The sequence below is a fragment of the Ruegeria sp. BF8 genome (assembly GCF_056538625.1).
This window is the reverse complement of record NZ_JBQFTL010000004.1, coordinates 264896-290818: the sequence shown is the minus strand read 5'-3', so window position 1 is coordinate 290818 and position 25923 is coordinate 264896. Positions and strand designations below refer to the sequence as shown.

General features: G+C 55.9%; 23 protein-coding genes and 1 riboswitch. Of the genes, 12 read left to right on the top strand and 11 right to left on the bottom strand.

What is annotated here, in order from left to right; genetic code table 11:
• Window positions 1-169: 169 nt before the first annotated feature.
• Together dnaN and recF are read left to right on the top strand one after the other, a co-directional pair.
• Complete coding sequence (dnaN, locus tag ACR0LD_RS15075) at window positions 170-1291, top strand: DNA polymerase III subunit beta (protein ID WP_170342392.1); 1122 nt, start codon at window positions 170-172, stop codon at window positions 1289-1291.
• 59 nt (window positions 1292-1350) lie between these two features.
• On the top strand, window positions 1351-2451 hold the full coding sequence (recF, locus tag ACR0LD_RS15070) for a DNA replication/repair protein RecF (RefSeq protein ID WP_480637730.1): 1101 nt from the start codon (window positions 1351-1353) through the stop codon (window positions 2449-2451).
• A 5-nt stretch (window positions 2452-2456) separates the two neighbouring features.
• Here recF and ACR0LD_RS15065 read toward each other — a convergent pair whose 3' ends face one another.
• Window positions 2457-3023: a carboxymuconolactone decarboxylase family protein gene (locus ACR0LD_RS15065; RefSeq protein ID WP_170343112.1), complete on the bottom strand. Its 567-nt coding sequence runs from the start codon at window positions 3021-3023 to the stop codon at window positions 2457-2459.
• Window positions 3024-3119: 96 nt separating this feature from the next.
• Here ACR0LD_RS15065 and ACR0LD_RS15060 point away from each other — a divergent pair, with 96 nt between their 5' ends.
• Both ACR0LD_RS15060 and gyrB read left to right on the top strand, forming a co-directional pair.
• Window positions 3120-3692: a TetR/AcrR family transcriptional regulator gene (locus tag ACR0LD_RS15060; RefSeq protein WP_480637728.1), complete on the top strand. Its 573-nt coding sequence runs from the start codon at window positions 3120-3122 to the stop codon at window positions 3690-3692.
• A 125-nt stretch (window positions 3693-3817) separates the two neighbouring features.
• Window positions 3818-6235, top strand: a complete 2418-nt coding sequence (gyrB, locus tag ACR0LD_RS15055; protein WP_170343110.1) for a DNA topoisomerase (ATP-hydrolyzing) subunit B — start codon at window positions 3818-3820, stop codon at window positions 6233-6235.
• 192 nt (window positions 6236-6427) lie between these two features.
• Here gyrB and ACR0LD_RS15050 read toward each other — a convergent pair whose 3' ends face one another.
• Complete coding sequence (locus ACR0LD_RS15050; RefSeq protein WP_480637726.1) at window positions 6428-7342, bottom strand: SdiA-regulated domain-containing protein; 915 nt, start codon at window positions 7340-7342, stop codon at window positions 6428-6430.
• Window positions 7343-7537: 195 nt separating this feature from the next.
• Between ACR0LD_RS15050 and ACR0LD_RS15045 the strand changes: the two genes are divergently transcribed.
• Window positions 7538-8296: a DUF4956 domain-containing protein gene (locus tag ACR0LD_RS15045; protein WP_480637724.1), complete on the top strand. Its 759-nt coding sequence runs from the start codon at window positions 7538-7540 to the stop codon at window positions 8294-8296.
• On the opposite strand, the gene ACR0LD_RS15040 is transcribed toward ACR0LD_RS15045, so the two are convergent.
• From ACR0LD_RS15040 to ACR0LD_RS15010, 7 genes are all read right to left on the bottom strand, one after another.
• Window positions 8297-9238 carry a metallophosphoesterase family protein gene (locus ACR0LD_RS15040; RefSeq protein WP_170435946.1) on the bottom strand — a complete coding sequence of 314 codons (942 nt, stop codon included), beginning with the start codon at window positions 9236-9238 and terminating at the stop codon, window positions 8297-8299.
• Window positions 9228-10661: a hypothetical protein gene (locus tag ACR0LD_RS15035; RefSeq protein ID WP_480637722.1), complete on the bottom strand. Its 1434-nt coding sequence runs from the start codon at window positions 10659-10661 to the stop codon at window positions 9228-9230. Before ACR0LD_RS15035 ends, ACR0LD_RS15040 begins: the two co-directional genes overlap by 11 nt.
• A 782-nt stretch (window positions 10662-11443) precedes the next feature.
• Window positions 11444-11617 (bottom strand): hypothetical protein, encoded by a 174-nt coding sequence (locus tag ACR0LD_RS15030; RefSeq protein ID WP_170420946.1) that lies wholly within the window; start codon window positions 11615-11617, stop codon window positions 11444-11446.
• 42 nt (window positions 11618-11659) lie between these two features.
• A complete protein-coding gene (locus ACR0LD_RS15025) occupies window positions 11660-11965 on the bottom strand; it encodes a hypothetical protein (RefSeq protein ID WP_480637720.1) in 306 nt (101 codons plus the stop codon).
• 52 nt (window positions 11966-12017) lie between these two features.
• Window positions 12018-12632 (bottom strand): hypothetical protein, encoded by a 615-nt coding sequence (locus ACR0LD_RS15020; protein WP_480637718.1) that lies wholly within the window; start codon window positions 12630-12632, stop codon window positions 12018-12020.
• Window positions 12633-12687: 55 nt separating this feature from the next.
• Window positions 12688-12987 carry a hypothetical protein gene (locus ACR0LD_RS15015; RefSeq protein ID WP_170445390.1) on the bottom strand — a complete coding sequence of 100 codons (300 nt, stop codon included), beginning with the start codon at window positions 12985-12987 and terminating at the stop codon, window positions 12688-12690.
• 363 nt (window positions 12988-13350) lie between these two features.
• Window positions 13351-13650 (bottom strand): hypothetical protein, encoded by a 300-nt coding sequence (locus tag ACR0LD_RS15010; protein WP_480637716.1) that lies wholly within the window; start codon window positions 13648-13650, stop codon window positions 13351-13353.
• Window positions 13651-14295: 645 nt separating this feature from the next.
• A riboswitch (cobalamin riboswitch) is annotated at window positions 14296-14503 on the top strand.
• Window positions 14504-14606: 103 nt separating this feature from the next.
• On the opposite strand from ACR0LD_RS15010, the gene ACR0LD_RS15005 reads away from it, so the two are divergent.
• The 7 genes from ACR0LD_RS15005 to ACR0LD_RS14975 all read left to right on the top strand — a co-directional run bounded on the left by ACR0LD_RS15005 (window position 14607) and on the right by ACR0LD_RS14975 (window position 22114).
• Window positions 14607-15005, top strand: a complete 399-nt coding sequence (locus ACR0LD_RS15005) for a DUF1636 family protein (protein WP_170359959.1) — start codon at window positions 14607-14609, stop codon at window positions 15003-15005.
• Complete coding sequence (locus tag ACR0LD_RS15000) at window positions 15002-15808, top strand: ABC transporter ATP-binding protein (protein WP_170359961.1); 807 nt, start codon at window positions 15002-15004, stop codon at window positions 15806-15808. Before ACR0LD_RS15005 ends, ACR0LD_RS15000 begins: the two co-directional genes overlap by 4 nt.
• Window positions 15805-16758 carry an ABC transporter substrate-binding protein gene (locus tag ACR0LD_RS14995; RefSeq protein ID WP_480637713.1) on the top strand — a complete coding sequence of 318 codons (954 nt, stop codon included), beginning with the start codon at window positions 15805-15807 and terminating at the stop codon, window positions 16756-16758. The genes ACR0LD_RS15000 and ACR0LD_RS14995 overlap by 4 nt, the downstream gene beginning before the upstream one ends.
• The gene (locus ACR0LD_RS14990; protein ID WP_480637712.1) at window positions 16759-17787 is read left to right on the top strand and encodes a FecCD family ABC transporter permease; all 1029 of its coding nucleotides are present in this window, start codon (window positions 16759-16761) and stop codon (window positions 17785-17787) included.
• 233 nt (window positions 17788-18020) lie between these two features.
• Window positions 18021-19319 (top strand): tyrosine-type recombinase/integrase, encoded by a 1299-nt coding sequence (locus ACR0LD_RS14985; protein ID WP_480637710.1) that lies wholly within the window; start codon window positions 18021-18023, stop codon window positions 19317-19319.
• 557 nt (window positions 19320-19876) lie between these two features.
• Complete coding sequence (locus ACR0LD_RS14980; protein ID WP_480637708.1) at window positions 19877-21247, top strand: AAA family ATPase; 1371 nt, start codon at window positions 19877-19879, stop codon at window positions 21245-21247.
• A complete protein-coding gene (locus ACR0LD_RS14975; protein WP_480637706.1) occupies window positions 21248-22114 on the top strand; it encodes a DUF4435 domain-containing protein in 867 nt (288 codons plus the stop codon).
• A gap of 275 nt (window positions 22115-22389) precedes the next feature.
• Here ACR0LD_RS14975 and ACR0LD_RS14970 read toward each other — a convergent pair whose 3' ends face one another.
• Together ACR0LD_RS14970 and ACR0LD_RS14965 are read right to left on the bottom strand one after the other, a co-directional pair.
• Window positions 22390-22938, bottom strand: a complete 549-nt coding sequence (locus ACR0LD_RS14970; RefSeq protein WP_480637704.1) for a recombinase family protein — start codon at window positions 22936-22938, stop codon at window positions 22390-22392.
• A gap of 529 nt (window positions 22939-23467) precedes the next feature.
• Window positions 23468-25900 carry a hypothetical protein gene (locus tag ACR0LD_RS14965; RefSeq protein WP_480637702.1) on the bottom strand — a complete coding sequence of 811 codons (2433 nt, stop codon included), beginning with the start codon at window positions 25898-25900 and terminating at the stop codon, window positions 23468-23470.
• Window positions 25901-25923: the final 23 nt, after the last annotated feature.

The following is a 25923-nucleotide window of genomic DNA, read 5'->3' as shown; positions in this document are numbered from 1 at the left end:
TGCGCATTTTTCCACGATTTCCACGGAACTGGGGCGCAGGGCCGCTCGGGACCTTGACGGTTTGCGCGTTCCGACCCAGAAATCGGTAAAAAATCCTTGTGCCTCAGGGCTGAACCGCTAACTTGCCAGTCCCGCCCATGTAAGCACTCAAATCAGAGGAATTGAGGGTATGAAGATCAGCATCGAACGCGGCACGCTGCTCAAGGCCGTTTCGCAGGCCCAATCCGTTGTGGAACGCCGCAACACGATTCCAATCCTGGCCAACGTGCTGATCGAGGCCGAGGGCGATCAGGTTCTGTTCCGCGCGACCGATCTGGATATCGAGGTGGTCGACAAGGCCCCCGCGCAGGTCGAAAAGGCGGGTGCAACCACGGTTGCGGCAACGACTCTGCACGAGATCGTGCGCAAGCTGCCCGATGGCGCGCTGGTCACGCTGACCGCCGACAGCGCGGCTGGCCGGCTGACGGTCGAGGCGGGGCGGTCGAACTTCTCGCTGGCGACCCTGCCGAAAGAGGATTTCCCGGTGATGGCGTCCTCGGAGTACCAGTCGAACTTCACCGCTTCGGCGGCTCTGCTGCGGCGGCTGTTCGACAAGTCGAAATTCGCCATCTCGACGGAAGAGACCCGGTATTACCTGAACGGCGTCTACATGCACGTGACGGATGGCCCCGAGGGCGGCAAGGTGTTGCGCTGCGTGGCCACGGACGGGCATCGTCTGGCGCGGATCGACGCGGATTGCCCCGACGGGGCCGCCGATATGCCTGGCGTGATCGTTCCGCGCAAAACGGTGGGCGAGTTGCGCAAGCTGCTGGAAGATGACGACATGGACATCGCGGTGTCGGTCAGCGAAACCAAGGTGCGCTTTGCCACACCCGACATCACGCTGACCTCGAAGGTGATCGATGGGACTTTCCCCGACTACACCCGCGTGATTCCGCAGAACAACACCCGCAAGATGGAAGTAGACGCGGCCGAGTTCGCCCAGGCCGTCGACCGGGTGGCGACCGTGTCGTCCGAGCGGTCCCGTGCGGTAAAGCTGCAGTTGGACGGCGACAAGCTGGTCCTGTCAGTGAATGCGCCTGACAGCGGCGCGGCCGAGGAGGAACTGGCCGTGGCCTATGGCGACGAACGGTTGGAAATCGGGTTCAACGCCAAGTACCTGCTGGAAATCGCAAGCCAGGTGGACCGCGAGAACGCGGTGTTCCTGTTCAATTCGGCAGGCGACCCGACCCTGATGCGCGAAGGCAATGACCAGAGCGCGGTCTATGTCGTGATGCCGATGCGCGTCTGATCGCGCGGGCGCGGGATGCGTCCGGCGCGCGTGTTTGTACAAGAATGAAGGGAGGGGTCATGGCTTTGGCCCTGACCGAATTGACGGTCTCGCATTTTCGGTCGCACAAGCTGGCGCGCATGGCGCTGGACGGGCGGCCGGTGGCCTTGTTCGGGCCGAACGGGGCCGGCAAGACCAATATTCTCGAGGCGGTATCCCTGTTTTCACCCGGCCGCGGCATGCGCCGGGCCAGCGCCGCCGAGATGACGCGCCGGCCCGAGGCGCTGGGCTGGAAGCTGAGCGGTCTTCTGGACGTTCAGGGCTGCCGGTCCGAGATCGAAACCTGGTCCGAGGGGGGCGCAGCGCGGCAGGTCCGGATCGACGGAAAGGCAGCCAGCCAGATCGATCTGGGCAAGCTGGCGCGGGTCGTCTGGCTGATGCCCGCGATGGACCGGCTTTGGATCGAAGGCGCCGAAGGCCGACGGCGCTTTCTGGACCGGGTGACGCTGAGTTTCGATCCGAGCCATGCCGAGGCCGCGTTGATCTATGAAAAGGCCATGCGCGAACGAAACCGCCTGCTGAAAGAGCAGGTGCGTGACGCGCATTGGTACGCGGCGCTCGAGGCTCAGATGGCCGAAACCGGGCATCGCATTCATACCGCGCGGCTGGGTGCACTGGCGCAGTTGCGCGCGGCGCAGGAACAGGCCGAGACCGCCTTTCCCTCGGCGGAACTGGAACTTGTTCAGTCCGAAGGGGACATGCCCGAAAGCGCGCAGGATCTGTTGGAGGCGCTGGCCGCAAGCCGGTTCCGCGACCTAGCGGCGGGGCGCACATTGGTGGGGCCGCACCGGTCGGATCTGTATGGGGTTTTTGCCGCAAAAGGCGTTGCGGCCAGTGAATGTTCGACCGGAGAGCAGAAGGCGCTGCTGGTGTCGTTGATTCTGTCCAACGCGCGGGCGCTGGCCGCGCAGGTCGGAGCGCCACCGATCCTGTTGCTGGACGAGGTTGCGGCCCATCTGGACGCGGACCGCCGGGCGGCGTTGTATGACGAAATCTGCGCGCTGGGGGCGCAGGCCTGGATGACCGGAACAGGCCCCGAGTTGTTCGCCGAACTGGGCGACCGGGCGCAGTCTTTCGTGGTCAATGACGCGGGTGACGGCTCGACCGTCACCCCCGCCTGAGCGGATCAGGCCGGCTCGCCAACCTTGCGTTCCCACAGGAAGGGACGCATCACCTCGTCCACCGGCGTCTGGGCCATGTGGTTGACGTAGTTCGACATGGTTTTCTGCGCCAGGCCCAGGATCACGTCCAGAACGGCGCGGTGCGAATAGCCCGCATCAAAAAACGCCTGCAACTGCGCGTCGGTGACGTTGCCGCGCTGGTTCATCACCTGCACCGTGAACGTACGCAGTGCTTCGAGCTTGGGCGAGGGCAGCGGGGTTTCATTGCGCAGCGCTTCGGTGATCTCGTCGGACACCTTCATCATCTTGGCGATGCCGGTATGGGCCGGAACGCAATAGTGGCATTCGTTTTCCACGTTGATGGTCTGCCAGACGACCGTTTTCTCGTCATTGTCGAAATCGGTCTGCAGGAACAGGTGGTGCAGAACCTGGTAGGCCTCAAGGTGCTGTGGGCTTTCGGCCATGACCTTGTGCAGGCCCGGCAGGCGGCCAAACGCGGCCTGCGATTTCTCGAGCAGGGGTTTCGAACCTTCAGGTGCGGTGTTCAGGTCATGTGAGGGAAAATCGGCCATTTTGGTCTCCTTTTTTGGCGGCTGAGTCCGAAATAGGCTTTATTGAGCGATCACTCAAGTATATATTTGAGTGATCGTTCAAGAATTGGTGATCACATGCCCCGCAAACCTGCCTATGACCGTGACGCGCTGATCGCGCAGGCCAGAGACCTGTTCTGGCGCCAGGGCTGGGCGGGCACGTCCCTGAAGGATCTCGAGAATGCGCTGAAGTTGAAGCCAGGCAGCTTTTACGCCGCCTTCGGGTCAAAGGACGCCTTGTATGCCCTGACGCTGGAACGCTATGCGGATGAAGGTGTTGCCCGGCTTGAAGCCTTGGCCGAGGAGCTTGGGCCGCTGGGTGCGCTCAAGACCCAGCCGCGTTTGGTTGTCGAGGCCGCGAACGCGCCCGCAAAGGCCTGTATGCTGGCCAAGACCTTTGCCGAGTTGAGCGCAAAGGATCACGACCTGGCGCAACTGGCCGCGACCCATCTGTCGCGAATGAAAGCCTGTTTCGCCGATCTGTTCCGGCAGGCGCAGGCGCAGGGGCAGGCCGGCGCCGACCATGATCCCGAACGGCTGGCGACGCGCTATCAGTCCGACCTTTTGGGCCTGCGCCTGTCGGCCGAGCGCGGCGATGTCGATGCCCGCCAAATCGCTGCTGATATCGCCGCCGATCTGGATAGATTGTGACCGTCTGAGGTCGGCCGATCAGCTCGGCTCGCGCCTGAAAGAACCGGCACAAAATCTGGGGGGATGACGTGACATTCCCCACCAGAGAACGTATAACTTACCAAAATAATATAGGTACTGACGGCATGTCCGAAGACGCACAGGCAAATCAGGAATACGGCGCAGATTCCATCAAGGTTCTCAAGGGGTTGGAGGCTGTCCGCAAACGCCCCGGTATGTATATCGGTGACACCGACGACGGGTCCGGTCTGCACCACATGGTGTACGAGGTCGTGGACAACGGCATTGACGAGGCTCTGGCCGGTCACGCCGACCATGTGACCGTCAAGATTCACGCCGATTCCAGCGTCTCGGTCAGCGACAATGGTCGCGGGATTCCGGTGGACATCCACCCCGAAGAAGGCGTCTCGGCGGCCGAGGTCATCATGACCCAGCTGCACGCCGGCGGGAAATTCGACTCGAACTCGTACAAGGTGTCGGGCGGTCTGCACGGCGTGGGCGTTTCGGTGGTGAACGCTCTGTCCGATTGGCTGGAGCTGCGCATCTGGCGCAACGGCAAAGAGCATTTCGCCCGGTTTGAAGGCGGCGAAACCTCGGAGCATCTGAAAGTGGTCGGCGAATGCGGCGACCGGACCGGGACCGAGGTGCGGTTCCTGGCTTCGACCAATACGTTTTCGAACCTGGAGTATTCGTTCGAGACGCTGGAGAAGCGGTTGCGCGAACTGGCCTTCCTGAACTCGGGCGTTCGGATCATTCTGATTGACGAACGGCCGGCCGAGCGGCTTGAGACCGAACTGTTCTACGAGGGCGGCGTCAAGGAATTCGTGAAATACCTCGACCGGTCGAAAACTCCGGCCATGCCCGAGCCCATCTATATCAAGGGCGAGCGCGACGATATCGGGGTCGAGATCGCGATGTGGTGGAACGACAGCTATCACGAAACCGTCCTGCCATTTACCAACAACATCCCCCAGCGGGATGGCGGCACGCATGTCGCTGGCTTCCGTGGAGCGCTGACCCGCACGATCAACAACTACGCACAGTCCAGCGGGATCGCGAAAAAGGAAAAGGTCAGCTTCACCGGCGATGATGCGCGCGAAGGCCTGACCTGCGTGCTGTCCGTCAAAGTACCTGACCCGAAGTTTTCCAGCCAGACCAAGGACAAGCTTGTCAGCTCGGAAGTGCGACCGGCTGTCGAAGGGTTGATGAACGAGAAACTGGCCGAGTGGTTCGAGGAGAACCCCAACGTGGCCAAAACCATCGTCGGCAAGATCATCGAGGCCGCCTTGGCGCGCGAAGCGGCGAGGAAAGCCCGCGAACTGACCCGACGCAAGACGGCGATGGACGTCAACTATCTGGCCGGCAAGCTCAAGGATTGCTCTGAGAAGGACCCGGCCAAAAGCGAAGTTTTCCTGGTCGAGGGGGACTCGGCCGGCGGATCGGCGCAGACCGGTCGCGATCGTCTGACGCAGGCGGTTCTACCTTTGCGCGGCAAGATTCTGAACGTCGAACGTGCGCGGTTCGACCGAATGCTGTCCAGCCAGGAAATCGGCAACCTTGTGATGGCGCTTGGCACCGGTATTGGCCGGGACGAGTTCGACATCTCGAAGCTGCGCTACCACAAGATCGTCATCATGACCGATGCCGACGTGGACGGTGCACATATCCGGACCCTGCTGCTGACGTTCTTCTACCGTCAGATGCCCGAGTTGATCGAGGGTGGATATCTCTACATCGCGCAGCCGCCGCTTTATAAGGTTTCACGAGGAAAGTCAGAGGTTTACCTGAAGGATCAAGCGGCGCTTGACGACTATCTGATCAACCAGGGTGTCGAGGGCGCCGTGCTCAAGTTGGGCTCGGGTGAAGAGATCGTGGGTCAGGATCTGACCCGTGTGGTGGACGAGGCGCGTCAGCTCAAGCGCGTGTTGGATGCCTTCCCGACGCATTACCCGCGGCACATCCTTGAACAGGCCGCCGTTGCCGGGGCGTTTGTGCCCGGGGCGGTGGATGCCGACCTGCAGGGCGTGGCCGACAAGGTCGCGGCGCGGCTGGACCTGATTGCGCTGGAATACGAGCGCGGCTGGCAGGGCCGGATCACTCAGGATCACGGTATCAGACTGGCGCGCATCCTGCGCGGCGTCGAGGAAGTCCGCACGCTGGACGGTCCGATGCTGCGTTCCGGCGAGGCACGCAAGACAGGCAGCTTTACCCAGAGCCTGCAGGACGTCTACAACCTGCCGGCCACATTGGTCCGCCGCGACCGGTCGCAGGTCATCCACGGCCCGCTGGATCTGCTGCGCGCCATTTTGGAAGAGGGCGAAAAAGGCCTGTCGCTCCAGCGCTACAAGGGCCTGGGTGAGATGAACCCCGATCAGCTGTGGGAAACTACGCTGGATCCGGATGCGCGGACATTGCTGCAGGTACGTGTCGATGACATGGTCGAGGCCGATGACTTGTTCACCAAGCTTATGGGCGACGTGGTCGAGCCGCGCCGTGAATTCATCCAGAAAAACGCGCTGAGCGTGGAAAACCTGGATTTCTAGTCGCTTCGCAAGACGGCTGGACCGGTCCAACAGACGGCAGTTTTTTACTCAGGACGCTCCTACGGCTAAAAAACGTGGCTTGGGAGCGGACCTGAGTGAGCGGTTCTGAGTGGCGCGGATCAAGGAAGTTGGACCCAATGCGGGCTTGCTTTGCTAAGTCATCCCTACGGGGTGAGTTCCGTACAGTAGCGATCAAAGCTCAGGGATATTGAAAACGTACAGGCGCGATTTCTCGGCATCGTCGGTGAGGATGTAGAGAAGCCCTTTGGCCTCATCCAAGGCGATCCCTTCGGGGTGCTTCACGACCTTTCGGTCTCCATTTTTCATATACGTCAGTTCGATCGTATCTGCTGTTCTCGTCTCTGGATCGTACAAAAAGATCTGGCGTCCCTTGTCGCTGAGAATCCACAGCACACCCGACACGGACCAAGCCAAACCGCTTACATCCAGTTCATCGTCATTCACGCGATCCGAGACAAAGCCAGATCCACGATCCAAAGGGATGACTTCCTGAATTTCAGTCAGGTCCGGTGACACGACCAGCAACAGACGCGGTTGTCCTTCAATGACAACGAATACTCGCCCAGTGTCCGGGTCGACGGTGATGCCCTCAGGCCCCTTGTTCAGCGGGTTGCCGACCAGCAGTTCGGCAGCGGCCGGGTAGCCCTTGAGGGAGGCTAGTGGGACCCTTGTCAGTTGGATAGGGTCGGTTGGGTGAACGACCAATATTGATCGATTGGTTTCCTGAAGGAGCAAAACTGACCCGTCTTTTCGCGACGCGACGCCCTCCAAATCTGATCCGGCCAAAGGCGGCAACTGGAAGGACTTTCCCAATACTCCGTCGATTCCAAGTAGGTGCAGTTTTGGCTCAGCGTCGCTTACAGACCACAGGAAGCCTTCGGCGTTGGACAGCGACAAACCGGAAGGTTCGGAAAATCCCTTTGATTTGTCCGCCACCTTGAATCTATCGACCAAAACCAGATCAGTGTTTTTTGCAAAGGCAGAGCCAGACCAAGGCAAAAACGCTGCCGCGAGGAAGGTGGCCGCAAGAGTGGGTCTTCCAAATTTGCACAAGCGCCGTGAAATTTCAGGCTTTGACGGAAACACGTGCTTTCTGCCCTTCGATTTTCTCGTGTGTGTGACACACCCCTTTATCGCATTCGTATCACAACTTGTCTGCGATGTCGGGAGAATGCGCTTTGAACTCTTTACCTGATCCTCCTTGTTGGGATTGACTTGTAAGGGGCGCGAATTGCGCGTGATGACGTGTACTGTCTGGGCACAAGCAGGAAGGACGATGAATTGAATACGATTTTCCCGTTTGTGACTGTGTTGTTGATGCTGCTGTTGCCCGGTGCCGCGATGTCGCAAATCGACCCGGCGACGATGCTAGCCGGGGCTTCGGAATCGGAGATTCTGATCGAACGCAGATGGACGCAGTTTCGCGGCAAACAGGAACTGTATTTCTTTTCTCTTGATGTGCTGGTCACGATCGTTCTGGCTGGCTTGATCGTCTATCATCCGGTGCGGCGCAAAGCCCGTAGAAGTGTCGGCGACATCGTCATGCCCAGGCTTTTCTTCCTATATGCGCTGATCGGCATGGCGGTGGGGTTCCTGGTCGTCCAGCACGGGTCAATGATCGGGTTCGTTATCTTCGGCATCGGAGCGTTGCTCAGGTTTCGCTCCAATTTGGATGATCCGATAGACACTGTCGAATTGATCGTCGTAACCGTTCTGGGGCTTGCGGTCGGGTTGGGCCTGCCGCTGATGGCCACATTGGTGGCGGTTGTCTGTTGGTGTTTCATTTGGTTCGGAGGGCGAAACAAGGGCATTGAAATATCGCTTAAGGCTTCGGACGAGGAGCACTCATTGAACGTCAGCAGCGCCATTGAAGCGATGGCCGCCGACGCCGGCTGGAAGCTGATCAGAAAACACCATGTACCCGGCAAATCCCGAATTTCATTGCTTTTCATTACCTCGGGTGGACTTTCCGAGGCCCGCATCGAAGAGATGATAAACGATTTGGTCCCCGAAAAAGTCGAGTTGAAACTCAGCTTCTAGTCATTTCACAAGGTCTAAACGTTTCAACACCGCATTCGGGGATCTGATCTCTTTCGGGAGCGACTTGAAGTCGACAGACCTTTCGAAATCCGGCCCTCGATATACTGCTATCCCAAACTCTCCGTTCGGCTGGAAGGTGACATGCGTGAAACTGTGAGGTGACCTGGCGCGATCACCGATTAGCCGCCGCGGGCCACCACCCAAGCAAGCTTGCGAAACATAGGCCACGCCGTCTTTCCAGCCAGGGTAAAAAGCATGATGGTGTCCAGACAGGTGCAGAACGACGCCGCTTTGCAGATAGATTCTTTCAAGCGTCGGGTCACCGATGATTTCGCGTTCGCGCTGGATCGCAAACGGCCACAGCGGGAGGTGGCTGAACGTGACAATCGGGTCTCCACCTGCCCCAAGTTGCACAAGTTGGTCCGGCTGATCGCCGGATAGTGGCCCAAGGGTCGTGGCATCCAAAGACGCAAAGGTTATCCCCTGCATTTCAAACGCGTAGAAGAACGGATAGTCATCCGACATCAGGAAGTTGACGTTTGGTTTTCTCGGGCCCCATTCCTCGGCGTATATTTTTCTCTCGCGCTCGAACCCGCGATAGGCCGACGCATCATGGTTTCCCGGCGTGACCGCAAATGGAATTCCGGCAGCCTCCAGCGGGTCGGATACCGCCATGTGAAACGCCTTCCACATCTCTCTGACCTGTTTGTCTGAAAGGTTGGGGATGCGCTGTCCGGCGACCATATCGCCCGTCGAAATCACCAGATCGGGATCAATCTCGATTATCCGCCTGATCGCCTTTTCGATGCGGGCATCGTATTTGACCGAGCCATAGCTGCCGTTCAGATCCGATATGACGATCACGTCCAAAGCGGCCGCTTTGCAGGCGAGCACGACCGTCCAAACGACCGCCGCGACAGTGATCGAACGCTTACGGATCATTGCAGTCCAGGCCCTCCGCCTCGGTATTTTTGTTCAAAAAGAATGTGACAGGGTCCAAGTCAAACACCAGATCGCCTTTGGCACAATTGCTCTTGAGGATGGATGTTGCCAGCGCAGTGTTTTTGACGACCTGCGCAACCTGACGGTCCGACAACCCAAAGCTTTGTGACAACCAGCCGTAAACCGGGCCTTGCGTTTGAAGGTCACTGTTCAACGCAACCAGCCGCCGGTATGTGTTTGGAGAGAAATGCCGCATTTTCTCCAGCATCTGAGTGGATTTCGCGAAGTTGGCATATTCGACCCGCCCACCGGCATCGTTGTCGTTCAGATTGCTGCGACGGATCAATATCGCATCGGCGGGAACGTCTCCATCATTCGGCTGATGGTGTTTCGTTTTCTTGTGTTTGAGTTTTCCGTCTTCGACCCAATACCAGTAGGGCGTGAAATCAATATTTCCCACACGGTCCTGCTGGCTGAAGATGAAGTCGAGCAGAACAATCTCGGTAAGCTCCTGCATCCAGAATGCCATCTGCCGGTCGCTGACATCGGGCCCAAGGTCCTTGTTGATCTGCCGATCCTTTCGGCCTTCCCTGACACCCTCTGCAATGGCCTCGGGCAAGCGTTTTGACGACCGCAAGGCCAGGAAAGCGGGTGTTTCCTGAAAATCGCGATTTTGGCCTTTGCCCCAACCGGACTTGCGGGTGCCGTTGATTTCCGAGCCGTAGCGATGACCGGGGCTATCAAGCAGGACACCGTATATCTGCGTTCGATCCGCGGTGAACAGATCATCCGTCGGTTGGTACGAGTTCGGGTCGGCATCCGCAGCCACGAAAACCCGCCAGCCTTCATGGTTCATGCGCCCGCCATGAGATCCGCCGGAAATCGCAAGGCCGGGCTCTGCAACCTCGGTAAGATGCGCCTGAGCGTCCATGCTGCGCCAGACCGCCACCGGAACTTTCACCGTCGCGTCGAAATACCTTGAGAAATGATAGTAGAGCAGTGACGAGGTGGAAAATGTTCCGCTTGTACCCTTCTGGTTCATGGTGGATTTGAATTTGGCCACTCTGCCATTGGCCAGTTCTTTTGCCGACTTGCCCTCCTTGCAAGCGTTTCTCTCGAACTCAGAGCGGTTCCCCACGTAGGGTCCTTCCGAAATATCGTAGACGGCCATTCCCGGGCTGGTGCTCCAAGTTTTTGGGCAAATGGCGATTTCGGGCGCATAGAAATCGATCTCGCAATAGGCAGTTTCTTCCTCAAGATCGCTGTTCTTGTACTCGCCCGTTGGGACTTTTTCGATCCGAATGCAGCGTTCCGTAACACCATTGGGACTATCAAATGTCGTGGCTTCTCCGCGAACATCGTCGCTCGCCCACAAGGCTGTGGGTGCAATGAGAGCCAGTGACCCCAGAAGATTGAATCTCATTTGGATAGTCCTCCGGATGTCATTTGGGGCAAATCGCGGCCTGTTGTTCGGCGGAGATCTTCAAAGTGGGGTCGACACTGAAGTTTGAGAATTTCGAGTCAATCCACTGGTCACACCCGCCCGAACATGGGGCCCCGTTTCGGGCATCATTCCAATAGGCCTTGGCCCTTTCCTCCGTCCAACCGCAAAACTGAACAAGTGCCATTGCCGACAAGGCGCCTGAGGAATGAACGCCCCACATGCAGTGCACCAGGACAGGACCCTTTCCAGGGTCCTCAATCACCTCGTGTACGGCGGCCATGACACTGCCGGGGCGGGACGATCTGGCGTTCTGATAGTCAAAGGATCCGTTTCCACAACTGGTTCGGCCGTATTCAGTGTTCTTGCCGAAATCCGCGTAAAACCCGGCTGAAAACCCTTCATCGCACAGTGTTTCGCGCTGAGCGTTGCTCAAGCCCGTCCGACCCTTGTCGCCGCCCCTGAAGCCAGAGCGATACAAAACGCCGCTTAGGACTGGGCGAAAGAAAGCGACGCCGTCGACGCCTCCGTCGCTGCCCTTTGAGAGCATCTGGCTGTTGCTTGGGCCACCGTTTCGACTGGTGACGTCAGAATTCGCCGCAGTTGCCAGAACACCGATGAATATGAGGGACGTCAAAAACCGCATGCGTATTCCTTTCTGTTTTCAGCCGGCGATGCTCACGCTTTTCCTGCCGGCAATCCCGCGGAGAGGCGTGTTCACGGTAATCAGGTCAGGTCGGCGTTTGGGTTCCCGCCCTGAAGCCTTAGATCGGCCACACCAGATTGATGATAAATATGACCACGAAGTAGGCCAGAAAAACTTTCCAGTTCCATTGGTGTTTGTTTTCTTCGTTGATCACGCCAGCCGACTTCAAGGCCAGGTTGGTGATGATCAAGGCGACAACGGTAATCGCCGCATGTGCCAGGTCGAAATGCAAGTTGGAGCTCCTTTTTGCAGATTTGGGATTGATAAATGTGTGTCAGCAGTCACCTGACGGCAGCATCGCTACGTCCGAGTATCTTCCCTCAGATGTCGTGATCCGAGCACAGGCACCGGTCTCCTTGTTGAACCAGTACGAGGTCAGCCCTTCGCTTCGGATGAGTTCAAACCCAAGACTTTGAATGCCCATTTCAGCCTGACCTGCTCTTGCCCCTTCAAATGACGACAGATCGCTGGAACTGCCCACAATCGGTGCACTTGCTTCCACTGATCCGCCACTTTCGTCGCATCCTGCAAGCACAGAGGCACTGACCGCGCCGATCGCCACTAAGGTCTTGGATTTCATCTGTTCTTCCTGATTGTTTTGGAAATGCGGTTCAGGGTTTCAGGTCGATCACCTACTCAATTCCAAAAATGACGTTGTAGTCGACGGCAGAGTTGCCGCGGTTGATGACCTCGACAACATGATCGCCGGATTGCCACAGCTGTCCGCGATACTCCTTGTCCGCAGACATCAATCCCAGCAATTCAGACCCATCGGGGTTGCGAATGACGTAGTCCAAGGATCCATTTCGGGGAGCAACGCGGACGTAAAGGAACTGTTCGTTCTTCGCGCCAAGAACGTATTGCTGCGATTCCCCTGGCGCGAGTTGGCCGACGAGCTCGGCGCCGGTGGATCCGGCATCGAATGTGACGCGCTGGCTACCTGTAGACCCGGAAGCGCCGTCCATGGCTCCGCCACCATCATCCATCGCCTCGACAACCGACATCTCGCCAATGCTTCCGTCCTTGTACGCAATGCAGCGCCAAAGTGTTCCGCCGGCGTCACGCAGCATGACGAGCGTGCCGGCTTCCGAGAACTGTGAGCTTTCGATCGTACCGGATTGACCGTCCGGTCCACCGACCTGTCGCAGATGGTCGATACACGCGTCGTCGGCGTCTGACATGGCCAGGGCGGCCGTTCCGCTGATCGCAAGTGCGGGTGTGAAAAAATTCCAAAAACTGCGTTTCATAAGCAGGTCCTCTGTCGGTCTATCGTAAATGTTATGTTTCCGGTGAGCAGAAACCTCACTTCGCTTCCCGCAACTTTGCCAGAAATTCATCGCATGCCTGTGCGCTGCCGACGATCTCGTCCGTCGTTTCAATTCCTTGCAATGATGCCATCTCGGAGTTCACGCGATTGAGGATCTGATCTGCTTGCTCGGCAGTGATCAGGTTCTCGGCCTGAGCTCCCTTCAATGTGGTGCACACACCGGCGGACAAGCCTGTCGCAACGCCGACACCCATCGCGGCCCCGCCGCCCAAGGTCATCGCTCCAACCACGCCGAGGATGAGCCCGATCACAAGCCCCAAGATCACTTTTCCCATGTTTTCCTCCCATTTTGCGGGAAAGAGTTCCGCCTTCATTCCTGGCGCAAACCACGTGCCCATCTGCATATCAAAACCAGTGCCAACAGGTTGAGCACCGGTGCAATCGCCGCGAGCCACGGTTTGGCCGACTCTGAGAAAAGGTCCACCGCAAGGACCCAAGGCAGACCCAGCGGCAAAAGGAATACGCCGGACAATGGGTCTCGTTCCTGTCCAAACCAGCCAAAAGTGCCCGTCACAAACGCAAACAACGCCAACAGGTAAAGGGTCGCGAACGCGATGATGGTTATTCTGCAGACCAAGCCGGACCTCAGCGTATCAAGCCAGTGCTGCGCAGCCGATTTCGGCTACGCATCAAACCGGTCACAACGCGCCTTCGTCGCCCAGGAACTCGATACCAGCTGTCGCGCCATCACTGTAGGCAATACAATTCCACGGAGCCCGATCCTCTCCAACCCCAACGGTAACTTGTGTTCCAGCCTCGCTGAACGCGGATGAGAGCACGACCACTTGCGAATTGTTTGTTGTTTTGGCCACGTCTCGCAGACACGCCTGTTGGGCGGGGGTCAGTTCGGCAGGTGCGCTTGACGTGCTGGTGTCGTCACACGCCGCTAGCAGTACGAAACACGTCGCGCCTGAAATCATCATAGCTTTGTTAATCATTTTCTTCTCCTCACAGATTTGTTGATACTTTTGGAATAGGTGGTCTTATTTTGCGCGCTCACGTCTAAGCGGTCCCCGATTTTGCGGCCAATGACATGGCTGGCAGACAGATATTCTGCCGATCCCCGGGACCGTGAACAAAGCGTGCTGATGTTATGACATTATGGGTAAAAACCGGTGCGAACTTTCGCGGAAGGGTTCGTAAATTTAATCCCGGCACTGCGTCCTCCCAACGCTGATCTTCGTAAAATGCCTTCCGACCGCCAGCACTCACTCCAGCAGTCGGAAGGGCCCGACGAAACGGGCGACAGCGACAACAACGGAGGTAAAGCTAAAGTTGTGTCGAATTCGTATGTTTGAATCAATCACAGGATAAATCAATGATTTTTCCGCGCGTAAATTTTGTACGCTTTCCAACGATAGGCTTCTGCATTCAAAGGGAAAAGGCGAGGCCGCTCACGGAGGCTTGGCAGTCGGCCCGCTTGCGCCGCCGTGTTTCGGGACCTTCCGAGCTATCTTAATCCAGTTGGTCAAAACGACGTGATTCGCGGCCCGGTCTGTCGCTCAGGTGGTGCCGAAGGGTCGCCTGGATACCTCCATTACGCACCCGCCCAGAACGTCGTTGACAGTGCAACCCGACTCATGGATGAGATTTGCGCTGATGGTTCCCGATCGTTTCGGCGGTCGGGCAAAAGGGAATACGGTGCGGCGCCGTTCTGACGCCAATTCCGTGACTGCCCCCGCAACTGTAGGCGGTGTGCGACCCCCGGATGCCACTGGGCCGATAGGTCTGGGAAGGCGGGGCAAGCCATACATCGCGAGTCAGGAGACCTGCCATCATCAAACGCAACTCAACCCGGGCGGGGTGTCCCGGAAGGAGGCCAAGATGGCATTTTCGGCTTGCGCCGCTGACATGACTGGTTCCCTTTCCGTCCCGCGATTTCGCGGAGGGCGAAGTGAGCCGACAATCAACACATCACATCACGGTTTGCCTATCTTGCCGACCCAAGGGCGCAGCCGTACGCCCCGGGCCTGACCTGATCGGACGATTGCGCGCCGCGCTGGCCGAAGACGACGGTTTGGCAGGTTTTGACGTTTCCGGTGCGGCCTGCATGGCCGGGTGCACCCGACCCTGTACCGTCGCCTATCACGCGCCGGGCAAGGCATCTTACCTGTTTGGCGGCCTGACGTCTGAAGAGACCGGGGCATTGGTGGAATTCGCCCGGCTGTACCAGCAGTTGCGCGATGGATGGTGCAGCTCGGTCGACCGCCCGGCCGGGCTTCGCCACGCGACGCTGGCCCGCATTCCAGCCGCGATGGCTGCGTCTTCGGAAAATGCGGATTGCGCCTCATGAGCGCGCCTTTGCTGTCGGTGGATACCGTCACCTGGGCGCCGCGAAAACGAGCGCCGTTGGTGCTGCACGAGACCAGTTTTGCGCTGATGCGCGGGCAGGTCATGGGGGTTGTGGGGCCGAACGGTGCCGGCAAGACAACCCTTCTGCGGATGATCTACGGCTATCACCGTCCGTCCTCGGGCGACATTCTGGTGGACGGCGTGTCCGTCAAAAGAATGGCCCCCCGGGCGCTGGCGCGTCAGGTTGCCGCCGTGCTGCAGGAGCAGCCCTCGGATTTCGCGCTGACCGTGCGCGACGTCGTGGCGTTGGGACGTGTGCCGCACCGGTTAGGCCTGTCCACGCCCGGCAGTCGTGACCACCAGATCATCGAGTCCGCGCTTCACCGAATGGATCTGCACGGGTTTGCCGACCGTGGGCTGGCCACTCTGTCCGGCGGCGAGCGTCAGCGTGTGATGGTCGCCCGCGCCCTTGCCCAAGAGCCCCGGATTCTTGTGCTGGACGAGCCTACCAACCACCTGGACATCCGCAACCAGCTAGAGGTGTTGCGGCTGATCCGGGACCTCGACCTGACGATCGTCACCTCGCTGCACGATCTGAACCTGGCCGCCGATGTCTGCGACCGTGTTCTGATTCTGAAGAACGGTCGACCCTGCGGCTTTGGCCCAACCCAGACAGTGCTGAGTGACAGGCTTGTCTCTGACACGTTCGATGTCACCGCCCGGCAAGAGCAACTCAGCCTCAGTCACAAACCTCACCTGACCTATCAACTCCCCAATCCCCAACCAGAAGGAAGCTTGGAATGAAACCGACCACCCTAGTCCTGGGCTTGGCTTTGGCCGCCAATACCGCGATCGCGGAAACCACCATGCAAAGTTGCAATCGAACCGTCACCTTTGACGAACCGCCCAAGGCGGCGATCTCGAACGACGTGAACCTGACGGAAATGATGCTGGTGCTGGGCCTGGCCGACCGAATGGTGGGATATACCGGCATTTCCGGCTGGAAGACGTTGGACGAGGACATGCGCGCCGGAGTGCAGCAGCTGCCCGAGCTGTCGGCCAAGTATCCCAGCAAAGAGGTGCTGGTCGGCGCAGATGCCGATTTCTATTTCGCGGGCTGGAACTACGGGATGAAAGTGGGTGGCGAGGTGACGCCAGAGACGCTCGAACCTTTCGGGATCAAAGTCTACGAACTGACTGAAAGCTGCATCCATATCGGCGACAAGCCCAAAGCCAGCATGAGCGACATGTACAACGATCTTCTGAACCTCGGTCGTATCTTCGGTGTCGAAGACAGGGCGCAAAAGCTGGTCCAGGGATATAAGGCCGAACTTGCTGAGATCACATTCAGCCTGAATCCTTCGGACGAACCGCTGCGTGTCTTTGTCTATGACAGCGGCGAGGATACGCCGTTCACTGCCGGCCGCTATGCCATGCCGACCGCTCTGATCGAGGCCGCAGGCGGCGTCAACATCATGGATGATTTCGAGAAAAGCTGGGCGACCGTCACCTGGGAGGAAGTCGTCGATCGCAACCCCGAAGTCATTGTGATCGTCAATTATGGCGACGTCGCCGCCGAGCAGAAGCGGGACTTCATGGTCAATAATCCTGCATTTGCAGATCTGGACGCGGTCAAGAACGATCGTTTCGTGGTCCTGGAATATGTCGAGGCCACACCCGGACCGCGCAACATAAAGGCGGTTCGGAAGCTCGCCCATGGCTTTTGGGGCCCGGCTGCCTCGGTCGGCAACTAAATGCGCGTAGTGCAGGCGCGCCGGGTACTTCCGCTCTGGGCAGCGATGCTGGTGGGGCTGGTCGTGTTGGTCGTGTCCTTGTCCTTTGCGATCTTGGTGGGGGCCATTTCGGTGCCCACCAAGACCGTCTGGGGAGTGTTGCTGCACGAAGCCGGCCTATCCTCGGACGAGCCGACATGGTCAAAGGGCCGCGCCGCGATTATCTGGGAAATCCGTTTTCCGCGCGCCTTGCTAGCCGTCATGGTCGGGGCCGGACTGGCGATAGTCGGGGCCACCCTCCAGGCGGTCACAAGAAACCCGCTGGCCGATCCGCACCTGCTGGGCATTTCGGCCGGCGGCGCGTTTGGAGCCATTCTTGCCTTGTTGCATACCGGCTTGTTTCTGGGGCTTCTGACCGTGCCGGTCATGGCGTTTCTGGGTGCCCTGGCGGCCACGCTGACGGTCCTGAGCGTTGCCCGCTGGGCCGGCGCCACAAGCGCGGACCGCCTGGTCCTGACCGGTGTGGCGGTGTCTTTCGTCATCATGGCTGGCGCCAACATTCTGATTTTCCTCGGCGATCCCAAGGCGGCCCATACGGTCGTGTTCTGGATGTTGGGCGGGTTGGGGTTGGCTCAATGGTCATACCTGATCTACCCGCTGGCGATCCTGCTGCCATGCGGCACCTGGTTGTGGCTTCAGGCCGCCAGGCTGAACGCGATGACCATCGGGGATGAGACTGCAAGCTCGTTGGGTATTGCGGTGGCGCGGTTTCGGCTTGGTGTCTTTGCAGCTGGCGCGCTGATCACCGGAGTCATGGTGGCCTTCTCGGGCATGATCGGCTTCGTCGGTCTGATGGTTCCGCATATCGTGCGGTTCCTTGTTGGCGGAGACTATCGACGCGTCGTCCCTCTGTCAGCAATTCTTGGGGCTTTGTTCCTGCTCTGGGCGGATGTAGTCGCCAGAACTGCAATGGCCCCGGAGGACATCCCAGTTGGCGTCGTCACGGGTCTTTTGGGAGGGATCTTCTTTATTCTGTTGTTGAAACGCTGAGTGTTGAGGCCCGTTGGCGGATCATCAGCCAAACGGTGCTTGAAGCTGGCGGAGCACCGGCGAAGGCGCGCGGCAAAGGAGTAGAACTTGCAAGCAAGCCCTTCACTATCTTAGCCGTATTAATGGGTAATGGCGGAGACGAAGGGAAACTCTGCTGCCTTTCCAGAGGTTCTTGAAAGCATTGAAAATTATGGCTAATCAGCTCTGTGCGTGTGGGGGAAACGTGTGGGGAAATGCCGAAGTACATAGAGAAGCGAAGACGTCGTTGGTACGCTGTTCTGGATGTTCCGAAAGACCTTTTAGCGGTTGTCGGAAAGAAGCGGCTTGTTCAATCTCTGGGAACAGAAAGCAAAACCGAGGCTGAGCGTTTGGTACTGCCGGTAGTCGCTCGGTGGAAGACGGAGTTTGAGGCGCTGCGTACAGGAGATATGTCTCCGTTGGACAAGGCGAAGATGTACCGAGAAGACCTCGAGAGGGCAAAAGAGGAAGCCGAAAAACTAGGTCGGTCTGAAGCTGCTGCAGTTGAAACCAACTATGACATCGGAATGGAGATTCTTGACGAAGAAGCCAGGAAGATCGCAGCCATAAATCATGATCTGGGCGAAAAATTTTATCTACTTGCATCTGGCCGAGCGGTAGATTTGGAAGAGCATGTAGAGACTTGGCTTTCCAGCTTGGACAACGAACCAAAAACAATCGCGATGAAGCGTCGTGATGTGACGGTCTTGGTCGGCAACTTTCGGTTCTCCCATGAGGTCCAAAAGAAATCAGTACAGCGCTGGGTTCGTGGCTATCAGTCGTCCAAAGCACTTGCGGACGCAACAATGGGGCGAATGGTTTCTGCCTGGAAAGGCTACTGGTCGTATCTGCAATACGAAGAAATCTTGGATCGTGATGACAATCCGTTTGATGGAATCCTGATTAAGCCAAAGAAGAAGTCCTCAAGCAAACACAACAGGAAAAAGGGGTGGGAGCCTTTTACCCCTGCGGACGTAGCTGCCTTACTTCATGCTGCCACTCTCAAACGGGATCATCAGCTTTGCGACGTGATTGAAATCGCGATGTGGACTGGATGCAGGATTGAGGAGGTTTGTTCGCTTCGGGTCGATCATGTGCATTCCGACTTTATTGAAATCGTAGGAGCGAAGTCCGCTGCTGGGGATCGAAAGGTTCCGATCCATTCAAGGCTTAATCCGCTGTTGCAGCGTCTATGCAAAGAAAGCACTGACGGGTTCGTCATCAGCGGTCTGAACCCGACAAAATATGGCAAACGTTCAGACGCCGTGGGAAAAAGATTTGGACGCTTGAAAGACAGTTTGGGGCATGGCAGGAACCACGTCTTTCACAGTATCAGGAAAACCGTTGCGACGCTTCTGGAGAATGCAGGAGTCCCAGAGAACGTATCTGCCGATATTCTCGGACATGAAAAACAGACAATGACCTACGGGTTGTATTCCGGCGGATCAGGGCTGGGTTTAATGCGTGAGGCGATTCAGAAGTTAGAGTATCCAGAATTGGTTAAGGCCGAGTAGGGGCATGGCTAAGAACGCCAGGCCCAATTAGACGAATTCATCGGACTGCGTGAGTTGTCCTGCAATAGTGAAATTTCCGCAGTGCGGACTTTGCTGCCATTCTCTGCGGATGCAGCATTTGGAGCAAGGCAGCGGATGGGCCAGCAAGCCGCCATCCGCAGCGTTTGTAGCATCGACTATAACTAATGGCAGTTTTGCGTAGAGGAGCAGACATAGTTAGCAGAACACGGCCGTCTAGAGGACTCATGCTGCGACATGCATGCTGCTAGGTTCGCCCCGCACTTTGCCGACAATCTTTGTAGGCGGGTAAGCTGCCAAAAATGTGACAACACCAATTTTTGGATTCTGAGATTGGCCACCGGATGGGGAAGGTAGTGCGTGTTGCTACGCGAACATTCTGCAATAAAATCTGCGGATTAGTGACCGCCAGCGGCCTTGAGAGAACCTATGTTGGGGAGAATTGGTGGGTTGAGAAATCGCCTCTCAAGTGTATAGGATGGTGCTCAGATTGATTGGGCACGCGTCGACGTTCCTTCATTTTTAGATCTTGGTGAAAGATGAAGATTCTACGCTTTAAGGCAAGAAAAGTTCACGGATACCTAAATTTTGACGTTAAGTTCAACGAACGCTTGTCGTTCTTGACTGGCATCAACGGGACAGGGAAAACTACAGCTCTTAATTCGATAGTCGCGTTGTTGCTTCCTGATCCTCAGTTTCTTTGTAATGTGCAGTATGAGTATCTTCAGGTCACAATTCAGCTGGAAAAGCGAAAGATCAGCATCAAGTCAGTAAGCAACGACGGTGGTGCCACCGTATCAATTTCCGGATTTGAGGAGGCAGTTGAACTTACGGCATATCTGCGTGATCCGGACGTTCCGGTCTATCGACAGGAAGAATACGAAGCTGAGTATTATCGCGAACAAATTTCCGACCTTCGAAATAACGAGGTAATTCGTGAAATTGTTGATCTTCCATCACCTATGTACCTTGGGCTTGATCGAAGGGTGCTGCACGGACTCATCCGAAGGCCCAGAAGACTTTCCTCCTCCCGTATAGCGCGAGGCCATCAAAAAAAGACAGTTTTTTCCGGGAGCATGGAAAACAGGCTCGCTGAAGCAGTCGAACTCGCGGAGCACAGCCACGCCCAACAGTCATTAAAGCAAAACTCGTTGGATGCAGAATTTCAGCGACAACTTCTTCTCGAACTGATCAACATTGCTCCAATTTCTACTCAAGGTAAATTGGTACCTCCCACTCAGACAGACACTCGAAAAATTGGAGAGTGGCTGGAGACTTTTGCGACGCTTCCAATGATCCTCAAGTTGCCAGAGGATGATGTTAATCTCGCCATTCGGCCCATGTCGACTTTCTTGCAGAGTCTCAAAACAGATATCCAGCAAGTTCCTCCCGATGTAAGTGCTGACGAGATGTTCAAAGAAGAAAGCACAAGGGACATCATGCTTAATTGGGTGATGAATCAGCCGTACATTGAGAAGATTCAGCGTGTGGTGTCGATTATCGAGAAGTACGATAAGTCCAGGAGTGAAATTGAAGAACTGAATAATCGATACCTAAGTGGAATAAACCGGTTCTTTCGCGATGGCGGCAAGATGGTCGATTTCAACGCACGCGGTAGAATTTCGTTCGCATCGATGAAAACAAAAGGTGACCTAGGATTCAACAGCTTATCGTCCGGCGAAATCCAACTGTTTGTTATTCTGACCCATCTTTATTTTAACCCCAATGCGGCAGAAGCAAATTTGTTTATTATCGATGAACCCGAACTGTCATTGCACGTCAATTGGCAAGAGGCGTTTGTTTCTGCGCTACTAGATGCCACGAATGATGTGCAACTTATCCTAGCTACTCACGCACCATCTATTATCCTTCACCGAGTTGATGAATGTATTGAAATTGAGCAAATTTGAATGAGTTCCGTAAGATATCCACCATCGGCCGCGCGGGCTTTGGCGAAACTGAAGAAGTCCGGCAATACTATTGAAATATATGTCGAAGATTCTTCCAACCCCAATGTTTGGCTCTATTTCTTGAGGCAGCATTTGCCAGCGGGAGTGAATCTGAAAAGCGTTCACACGTTGGGTTCACGCAGCGCGGTAATCAGAGCATGTCGACTGGACCAGTCTGATCGGCCTGAAAAACGATTGTATATTATTGATGGAGACATTGATATAGCTCTCAATCGTCCAAAGCCAAGACTTAAGCACCTCTATCGATTGCCCTGTTATTGTGTTGAGAACATGTTGATGACAGAAGATGGTCTAGTCTCAGTCGCTACGGCAAGCGATGTCAGCGTTACGGAGGAGAACGCGTCAAAACGACTGTCATATGCGGACTTTGAAGTTAAAGCCAACCGCACTCTGCTTCCTCTGTTTTGCGTCTATGCTGCACTTATCAATTTGAAAGTGCCTGAGAAGACCGTGTCACTCCATGGGAAGGGCTTGTACATCTGCGAAAAGAAGAAGATAGGGTTTTGCCCGAAAAAAGCATCCAGACGAGCAAGAAAACTGGGTAGAGCGGCAAGAGCGCATTGCGGTTTTGATGCATTTGTCAATGAAGCAAGACGGATTCGCGCATCGATTGCTAGTCGAAAACTGAGTCATCGCGAGGTAGTTTCCGCCAAGGACTACACTCTCGCAGCTTTGCACATTAGCTTGCGAGGTTTATTCGGTTTTCCTGGGAATGCGGATCAACTGAAGGTGCACCTGGCTCAGAAACCTTCAGTACGCTTGGACCCTTCACTTAAGGGTAGGTTCACGCGGATAATGGCTGCGTAATAGCTTTCTGGTGTGCTACTGGACATTGTCGGCAATACTGCCGGTATTGGTTTTGGTGCCAATCGCAACCTGCTGCATCGACAAAGGCGGTGATCTTTCTGTATGGCCACTTGGATGTCCGGTTTGCGCGGCCAGCGACCTGTTGCATGAGCATTGTCTTGTCTGTTGATGGAGGTCCGCTATGGGCTCTGACCGAACATTTGCGTCAAGTCGATTGTGGTTCAACTGAACGGCTCATAAATGTTTGATGATGTCAGAGCCCGCCACTGGAAAGGTCAATCCTTAGCCACTATCCGATAAACAGACCGTTCCGAAATACCCAGGCACCGGGCGATTTCGCGTTTGCTTCTGCCCTCAGCCAGTAGTTGCACTACATCTGCGGCCTTAGCCTTTGCTGTGGGTTTCCTGCCCTTGTACTTCCCCAGCGCCTTGGCCTTGGCGATGCCTTCCCTCTGCCGTTCCAGCATCATTTCCCGTTCGAACTGAGCCACAGAACCCAGAACGTTCAGCATCAGCTTTCCGGTGGCGTTGGAGGTATCTAGGCCAAGATTCAGAACACGAAGGTCAACCCTTCTGCTCTCCAGGTCTTCAACGATTTCTCCCAGATGCTTAACGGATCGGGCTAGGCGATCCAGCTTTGTGACGACCAGGGCATCCCCTTCCCTGCAGAACTCCATAGCGGCCCTGAGGGCGTCTCTGGGAGCGACTGAGCTTACCTGCTCCTCGTAGACTCGTTCACAACCAACGGCTCTCAGTGACTCTCTCTGAGCCTCCAGCGATGCTTTCTGTTCCAGCGTCGATGTACGTGCATATCCGATCAGCATGTGACGATCCTCTTGTCTGCCAATGATGTTTAAGAAGTTGCGGCAGGGTGTCTGCCAAAAGCCGAAACCGACTTCATAGACAGGCATTTGCGCCACGCTCTGAGGCTGACACATGGGCAAGGTCTATTGGCAGGGTACGGATGCCTTTGAGCGCTGGGCGTAGCGGCCCGGTCGAGCTTTTTCAGATTTCGGAGGGGGGCGGGGGTTCAGAAAACCGACTTCAAAAAGCAGGGGGTTTATTAGGTTGTTATTGTTGTTGGTTTTACTGGCTACCTTGCTGGTGGGCTTATGAATGAAGAATTTTAGCGAACACTTGCTTTGGCAAGACTAGCCGCCCCTTTCCCCTGCAGATGGCATTCTTTTATTTGGATCAGTAGTATCTGCGAGTTGTCCAAACCAGCCTTAGGCGCAGGAATTCGACACCAACAGTTGAAACAAATCTAAGGACTCGGCCCAAACCTACAGTACGAGTTGCTCGACACTATAGTCATTGTCCGATGCAGCGTTAAAAGCTGACCTTCAGTCGAATCTAGGTTTGTTTCGCGGCCTTGTATTTTTGTTCTAGATGAGAATAGTAGTCGATCCCCAAATGAATGCGCTGCGTTTCTATCGCAAACAATTCTAAATCTGAGATTGTGTGCTCATGAGCGTCAGCTGGGTACGGAACTCCTTTCTGTTGCCATGACTTTGCAACCGTCCAGTCAGCGAACAGTTCAACACCTGTCAGCATGATCACAGGTGCTCTCATACGCCCTTCAACCGGTACCCAACCCCAACGAACCAGCCTCTCCAACAGCCGCTTTTCATTTTCCGAGAAGTTATCTTTCAAAACTGACACTACCAAGACGGTTCCAGGGAGTTCTTTTGCCACCGCTTGAAGAGCTTCAAGATCGCCCTTCTCGATCGCTTCCTCCGCAAAGCTCTTGGCTTCACCAACAACAAAATACGGTTCGCTTTTTTGATCGAGCATTCGCTCTTTTCGGTACCAAAAGGCAAAATCAATCTCCCGCTCGAATGCCTCGCACTTGAGGTTCAAGCCGGTGGTCATGGTCATGCCTATGTCTCCAACCGGAGACAGGTTCTTCGCAAACGTGGTTAGCGTAAGCGTTACAGCGTAAGCACCTTCAGCGAAGTTTGGGACAGAAAATGGTCCGGTCACGCGGTACTTCCAGCGTGGCTCCTTGCTACCCTGCGGATAGGAAAATTCCTTAAGACAGCGTTCGCATGTTACGCTGTAATCGATTCCATCAAGTCCGTACCAGTTACTGTGGGTACAGTGTGGGCAATTCAGTCCAAGACCCAGCTTTAAGATGCTTCGGCTTGTGAACTGCTCAAGCGAAACTGGAAAGCGAAGGGAGTTCCTCGCCCTCTTTTTAATTAGTTCGTGCCATCGTCCGGTATCTGCAGTTCTACCTTCAAATGTCTTGGTATTAGAAGTAGATTTTGAATTGCTTGTACGTTCCTGCATCGCCATTTTGTTCAAAAGCTGAATCGTATCCTTGTCCGCAATCAAGTCGGCAGCACGAAGGGATGCGAGCTTCTCAACCATTTGTGACGCAATACGACCGGCAGAAGACGGCTTAGCCTTAATTCCTTTCTTTTTCAGCCAACGACAGATGGCATCCGTACCCGAGTCTATTCGCAGAAAGCAGCTGCTCTCCTGGTAGTGTTCAAGAAAGACCCAACCTTCGCGGGAAACAATCGGACCCAGCTGCCCCATCGCAATGTTCGGAAAAGTGCGGTCCTCGATGTTTGAAGGGTAACAGAGTGCCAAGTCACTCGGACCGTGTGCGCTGAGGTTAACGACATTTGCCCACCGATAACGTCCGCCGCTAAATCTGTCGGCAAATTTGGGATACGGCATGGTAAACGTGACTGATCCTCTTTCGAGTTCCAGCGATAACCTGGCCTCATCTGACTTGACGCTATGACGCTCACATCTCGGTCCGTGCCAGCTATCGGAATGCATAGGGTGCGTAGAGTGGCCAACGAAAAATGATCCGTCAGGGCAATCTGAAGACAAAGATGCAACGGCCTCCTTCGCAACTTCCTCACTGACGCTACGAGCGAAAACCACCTGACTTGTAAACATTGTCCCAAACTTGTTGTTCGGGATCGGACGATGATTGGCTTGGATTGTGTTCGAAACAAACTCTTTCAGTTCGTTAAGCCAGCATAGCGGCACTGGGAACACTGGCGTCTCGTAAAGCCGTGTATTCCAATAGTCGATCAAATCGCTCGTCTTGGAGTGATCAAATATGAAAAACGTCGCCTCTCTTCGTGTCTTGGGTTCAATTTCCAAGTCCAAGAAGGTCGGATAAAACGGCGGCTTTGCTTTACCTTTGAAAACCGACAGCCAGGTATCTGGCCCCGCGGTTACCAATTTTGGAGAATAGGCGCTCTCGTAGAATTTCTTGAAGTATACGGCGTCCTCGTCTCTCGGAAATGCGCCGAACATTGCTTCCACAAGTGGCGCGAGTCGATCTTCCTTGAACAAAAGCGCTGGTACATCTTCACGAAGAACAAATTGATGCTGCGCCTCATATTCAGCTTGATAAATGTCGACCACAGATTGACCAACGTACAGGTCCAACTGATGGCCGGTCCATTTTTTTGAGTGGAGTTCATCAAGCGAGATAAGCTGCGACTCTTGACTTAAAGTCGAAACAGCGCCGAAGCCAATTGACTCCGCTAAGCCTGGCTCCGCCTCAACAAAAATGTCTGGCTCAAAAAAGCGGATGTAATCTCGTGCAACTTCCCGGTCTGGCTTGCGACGAAACGGCTCGCTTGATCGCCAGTGCGCGGGGTAGCGACCCACCGGGATAATCGGGTTGTAACGCCCACCCCAAAGACATGTGGACCAGCGCATGATGCGGCTGACGGATTTCTTGTCACTTGGGCGGACCAAGAAGCCAATGCGTATCGGGCGTACACTTGTTGTACCTGAGAGGCGGGTTGTCATTGTATTATGGTGCCCTCGTTACC

Coding starts and splice junctions, on each gene's coding strand:
- ACR0LD_RS15000 (WP_170359961.1), top strand. CDS start 15,002: ATGAGCGCGCCTTTGCTGTCGGTGGATACCGTCACCTGGGCGCCGCGA.
- ACR0LD_RS15015 (WP_170445390.1), bottom strand. CDS start 12,987: ATGGGAAAAGTGATCTTGGGGCTTGTGATCGGGCTCATCCTCGGCGTG.
- ACR0LD_RS14965 (WP_480637702.1), bottom strand. CDS start 25,900: ATGACAACCCGCCTCTCAGGTACAACAAGTGTACGCCCGATACGCATT.
- ACR0LD_RS15010 (WP_480637716.1), bottom strand. CDS start 13,650: ATGATTAACAAAGCTATGATGATTTCAGGCGCGACGTGTTTCGTACTG.
- ACR0LD_RS15025 (WP_480637720.1), bottom strand. CDS start 11,965: ATGAAATCCAAGACCTTAGTGGCGATCGGCGCGGTCAGTGCCTCTGTG.
- recF (WP_480637730.1), top strand. CDS start 1,351: ATGGCTTTGGCCCTGACCGAATTGACGGTCTCGCATTTTCGGTCGCAC.
- ACR0LD_RS14980 (WP_480637708.1), top strand. CDS start 19,877: ATGAAGATTCTACGCTTTAAGGCAAGAAAAGTTCACGGATACCTAAAT.
- ACR0LD_RS14990 (WP_480637712.1), top strand. CDS start 16,759: ATGCGCGTAGTGCAGGCGCGCCGGGTACTTCCGCTCTGGGCAGCGATG.
- ACR0LD_RS14970 (WP_480637704.1), bottom strand. CDS start 22,938: ATGCTGATCGGATATGCACGTACATCGACGCTGGAACAGAAAGCATCG.
- ACR0LD_RS14975 (WP_480637706.1), top strand. CDS start 21,248: ATGAGTTCCGTAAGATATCCACCATCGGCCGCGCGGGCTTTGGCGAAA.
- ACR0LD_RS15020 (WP_480637718.1), bottom strand. CDS start 12,632: ATGAAACGCAGTTTTTGGAATTTTTTCACACCCGCACTTGCGATCAGC.
- ACR0LD_RS14985 (WP_480637710.1), top strand. CDS start 18,021: ATGCCGAAGTACATAGAGAAGCGAAGACGTCGTTGGTACGCTGTTCTG.
- ACR0LD_RS15060 (WP_480637728.1), top strand. CDS start 3,120: ATGCCCCGCAAACCTGCCTATGACCGTGACGCGCTGATCGCGCAGGCC.
- ACR0LD_RS15065 (WP_170343112.1), bottom strand. CDS start 3,023: ATGGCCGATTTTCCCTCACATGACCTGAACACCGCACCTGAAGGTTCG.
- gyrB (WP_170343110.1), top strand. CDS start 3,818: ATGTCCGAAGACGCACAGGCAAATCAGGAATACGGCGCAGATTCCATC.
- dnaN (WP_170342392.1), top strand. CDS start 170: ATGAAGATCAGCATCGAACGCGGCACGCTGCTCAAGGCCGTTTCGCAG.
- ACR0LD_RS14995 (WP_480637713.1), top strand. CDS start 15,805: ATGAAACCGACCACCCTAGTCCTGGGCTTGGCTTTGGCCGCCAATACC.
- ACR0LD_RS15040 (WP_170435946.1), bottom strand. CDS start 9,238: ATGATCCGTAAGCGTTCGATCACTGTCGCGGCGGTCGTTTGGACGGTC.
- ACR0LD_RS15035 (WP_480637722.1), bottom strand. CDS start 10,661: ATGAGATTCAATCTTCTGGGGTCACTGGCTCTCATTGCACCCACAGCC.